Source organism: Micromonospora sicca (assembly GCF_003172935.1).
In the GTDB taxonomy this organism is placed as follows: Bacteria; Actinomycetota; Actinomycetes; order Mycobacteriales; family Micromonosporaceae; genus Micromonospora; species Micromonospora sicca.
On the sequence record NZ_QGKS01000508.1, the window covers coordinates 1 to 3,328 of the forward strand.

Genomic DNA, 3,328 nt, shown 5'->3' on the forward strand with positions numbered 1-3,328 from the left:
GCGCCCTCTTCTCCATCACCACCCTCTCCTGACCCCGACCCCACCACGCGCCGATCTTGCAGTTGGGGCCCCCGACATGCCTCGTATGTCCGTTTTGCCGGGGCACTAAGTGCAAGATCGCCGGAGCTAGGGGGTGGGGCGGACGGGGACCACCAGGGGGCCGCGGTCGCCGGGGATGACGCGGACGTGGGCGCGGTAGTGCATCGCCAGCAGGGGTTCGGTGAGGACCTCGTGGGGTGGGCCGGAGGCGGCGACGCGGCCGTCGGCGAGCAGGACCATCCGGTCGGCGTACTCGCCGGCCACGGAGAGGTCGTGCATGGTGGCGAGCACGGTCAGGCCGTGCGCCCGGCGGAGCTGGTCGACCAGCTCGAGCACCTCCTGCTGGTGGCCGATGTCCAGCGCGCTGGTCGGCTCGTCCAGCAGCAGCAGGGTGGCGCCCTGGGCGAGCGCCCGGGCCAGGAAGACCCGCTGCCGCTCGCCGCCGGAGAGGGTGGCCAGCTCCCGGTGCCCGAACGCGCCGAGATCCAGCCGGTCCAGCACCTCGTGGACGGCGACCAGGTCGGCGGCGGACTCCCGGCCCAGCGGCGGGATGTACGGGGTCCGGCCGAGCAGCACGTAGTCGAGCACCGACATGCCGGCCGGCACCACCGGGGACTGGGCGACGGTGGCCACCACCCGGGCCCGGTCGCGGCGGCGCAGCGCCTGGATCGGCGTACCGAAGAGGGCGACCGCGCCCGGCACGGGCAGCAGGCCGCCGACGGCGCGCAGCAGGGTCGACTTGCCGGCGCCGTTCGGGCCGATCACGGTGACCCACTCACCGGCCGCGACGCTCAGGTCGACGCCGGCCAGGATCGGCGCGCCGCCCAGCCGGACGTGCAGGTCCCGCACCTCGACCGCCGGCGCGCTCACGTGAGCACCCGGCGGGCGGTACGCAGGACCAGCACGAAGAACGGGCCGCCGAGCAGGGCGGTGACCACCCCGATCGGGATCTCGGCGGGGGCGGCGGCGGTCCGGGCGACCACGTCGGTCAGCGCCAGGAACGCCCCGCCGAAGAGCATCGACAGCGGCAGGATCACCCGGTAGCTGGACCCGGCGAGCAGCCGTACGGTGTGCGGCACGATGATGCCGACGAAGCCGATCAGGCCGGAGGCGGAGACGGCGGCGGCGGTGCCGAGCGAGGCGGCGGCGATCAGCAGGTAGCGGGAGCGCTGCGGGTGCAGGCCGAGGCTGGTCGCCTCGTCGTCGCCCACGGAGAGGACGTCGAGTTCCCGGCGGTGCAGCAGCACCACCACGGCGGTCAGCAGGAAGTACGGCAGGACCAGCCGGACGTCCGGCCAGCCGGCGGTGGCGAGCCGGCCGAGCAGCCAGGAGTAGACCTGCTGGATGCTGTCCGAGTGGCGTTGCAGCAGGTACGTCTGCCCCGCCGCGAGGAACGCCGACACCGCCACCCCGGCCAGGATCAGCGTGGCGGGTGACCGGTCCCGACCGCCGGCCGCGCCGAGCAGGTAGGTCATGGCGACCGCCCCGAGCGAGCCGACGAACGCCGCGAGGGGGATGGTGACCGGCATCCCGGTCAGCGCCCCGCCCGCCCCGGCGCCGAGCGCGATCACCGCGGTCACCGCGAGCCCGGCGCCGGCCGCCACGCCCAGCAGGTACGGGTCGGCCAGCGGGTTGCGGAACACGCCCTGGTAGCAGCCCCCGGCGAGGGCGAGCAGCGCGCCGACGAGCAGGCCGAGCACCACCCGGGGCAGCCGCAGCTCGGTGACGATGGCGATCTCGCGTTCGGTCAGCCCGCTGTCCAGGTGTACCCCGGGCAGCAGGTTGAGCAGTTCGGCGGCCACGCTGCCGGGTGGCAGGCTGACCGGGCCGAGGGACACCCCGGCGACCAACGCGACCAGCACCGCGCCGAGCCCGGCGACGAGCCAGCGTTTCCGCAGCCCGGCCGGCCGGGCCGTCGCACCCGGCCCGGCCGTGGGCCGCCCGCCGGCCGGAGGGCCGGGCGGAAGGGCGGAAGCGCCGTTCCGGCCGGAGCCGGACGCGGGCAGGCCGGCGGGCCGGGACGCGTCGGGCGTCCCGGCCGTCCGGCCGGCGGGTTCCACTGGTCGCACGCTCACCGAGGGGTCAGGCCGGGACCTTGGCGGTGGCGTCGACGATCGACCTGAGCAGGTCGACGACGCGCGGGCCCCAGCGCGAGGCGATGTCGTCGTCGAGGGCGACGATCTGGTTGTTCTTCACCGCGGTGACGCCGGCCCAGCCGCTGCGCGCCTTGACCGTGTCCGGGGTCTGCTTGCAGCACTTGGTGTCGGCCAGGAAGACGAAGTCCGGGTTGGCCTTGACGATGACCTCCTGGGAGAGCTGCGGGTAGCCGCCGTTCTTCCCGTCGGCGTCGGCCGGGTCGGCGATGTTCTCCAGGCCGGCGAGGGTGTAGATCGAGCCGATGAAGGTCTTGCTGGTCGCGCTGTACAGCTCCGGCCCCAGCTCGTGGTAGTAGGTCGGCTTCTTCGCCCGCTGCGGCAGGTCCTTGGTGAGCGCGGCGATGTCGTCCTTCATCTTCTTCGTGACGTCCGCGGCCTCGGCCGGGTGGCCGGTGAGCGCGCCCAGGTCGGTGATCTGCTGGTACGTGTCGTCCAGGGTGGTCGCCGCGGGGGTGAGCAGCACCGGGATCTTCAGCTTGGTGAGCTGGTCGACGATCCTGTTGGTGTCGTTGGAGAGCACCACCAGGTCGGGGCTCTTGCCGGCGATCGCCTCGGCGTTCGGCTGGAAGCCGGACAGGTCGCTCTTCGGCGCGTCGGCCGGGTAGTTCGACTGGTCGTCGACGGCGGTGACCTGCTTGCCGGCGCCGACGGCGAAGAGCATCTCGGTCGCCGACGGCGACAGCGAGACGATCTTCTCCGGCCGCTTCTCCAGGGTCAGCTTGCCGACGGTGACCGGGAAGGCGGCGGCCGCCGAGCTGCCGCCGGCGGCGGGGGTGTCGGTCGAGGTCTTCTCGGCGCAGGCGCCGAGGGCCAGCGCGGCCACCGCGAGGGCGGCGGCGAAGAGCCGGGGGGTACGTCTGGACATGGGTCCTCCTGTCGGTCGAGGAATGTTGCTTCGCCGACAGGGACCGCCTTGGCGTGCCCGTCCGCGAGGCGCCCTTCCTCGAGAGCGCGTGTCGCGACCGTGCCGCAGGCGACCTGGCTCGCCCCACAGACGTCGGCGCCGGCCGGGGCCGACGCCGTGCGGGGCATCACAGTTGCGGGACAGCGCCGGTTTCGCACCGGCTTCGCTGCGGGTTGGTCGCTGCCACGGTAGCGCACGAGCAGCGGAGATCGTCCGGACGGGCGGGGTG

At 74.0% G+C, this 3,328-nt stretch carries 3 protein-coding genes and 1 riboswitch; all 3 genes read right to left on the reverse strand.

Annotation, left to right across the window (positions count from 1 at the left end):
* Window positions 1-126 precede the first annotated feature (126 nt).
* On the reverse strand, window positions 127-909 hold the full coding sequence (locus DKT69_RS36705; protein WP_109805941.1) for an ABC transporter ATP-binding protein: 783 nt from the start codon (window positions 907-909) through the stop codon (window positions 127-129).
* Window positions 906-1,937, reverse strand: coding sequence for a FecCD family ABC transporter permease (locus tag DKT69_RS36710; RefSeq protein WP_201750050.1), 1,032 nt, complete (start codon window positions 1,935-1,937; stop codon window positions 906-908). Before DKT69_RS36710 ends, DKT69_RS36705 begins: the two co-directional genes overlap by 4 nt.
* Before the next feature lie 184 nt (window positions 1,938-2,121).
* Window positions 2,122-3,060, reverse strand: coding sequence for an ABC transporter substrate-binding protein (locus DKT69_RS36715; protein WP_109805943.1), 939 nt, complete (start codon window positions 3,058-3,060; stop codon window positions 2,122-2,124).
* Window positions 3,061-3,172: 112 nt separating this feature from the next.
* Window positions 3,173-3,261, reverse strand: a riboswitch (cobalamin riboswitch).
* Between the last annotated feature and the right edge of the window lie 67 nt (window positions 3,262-3,328).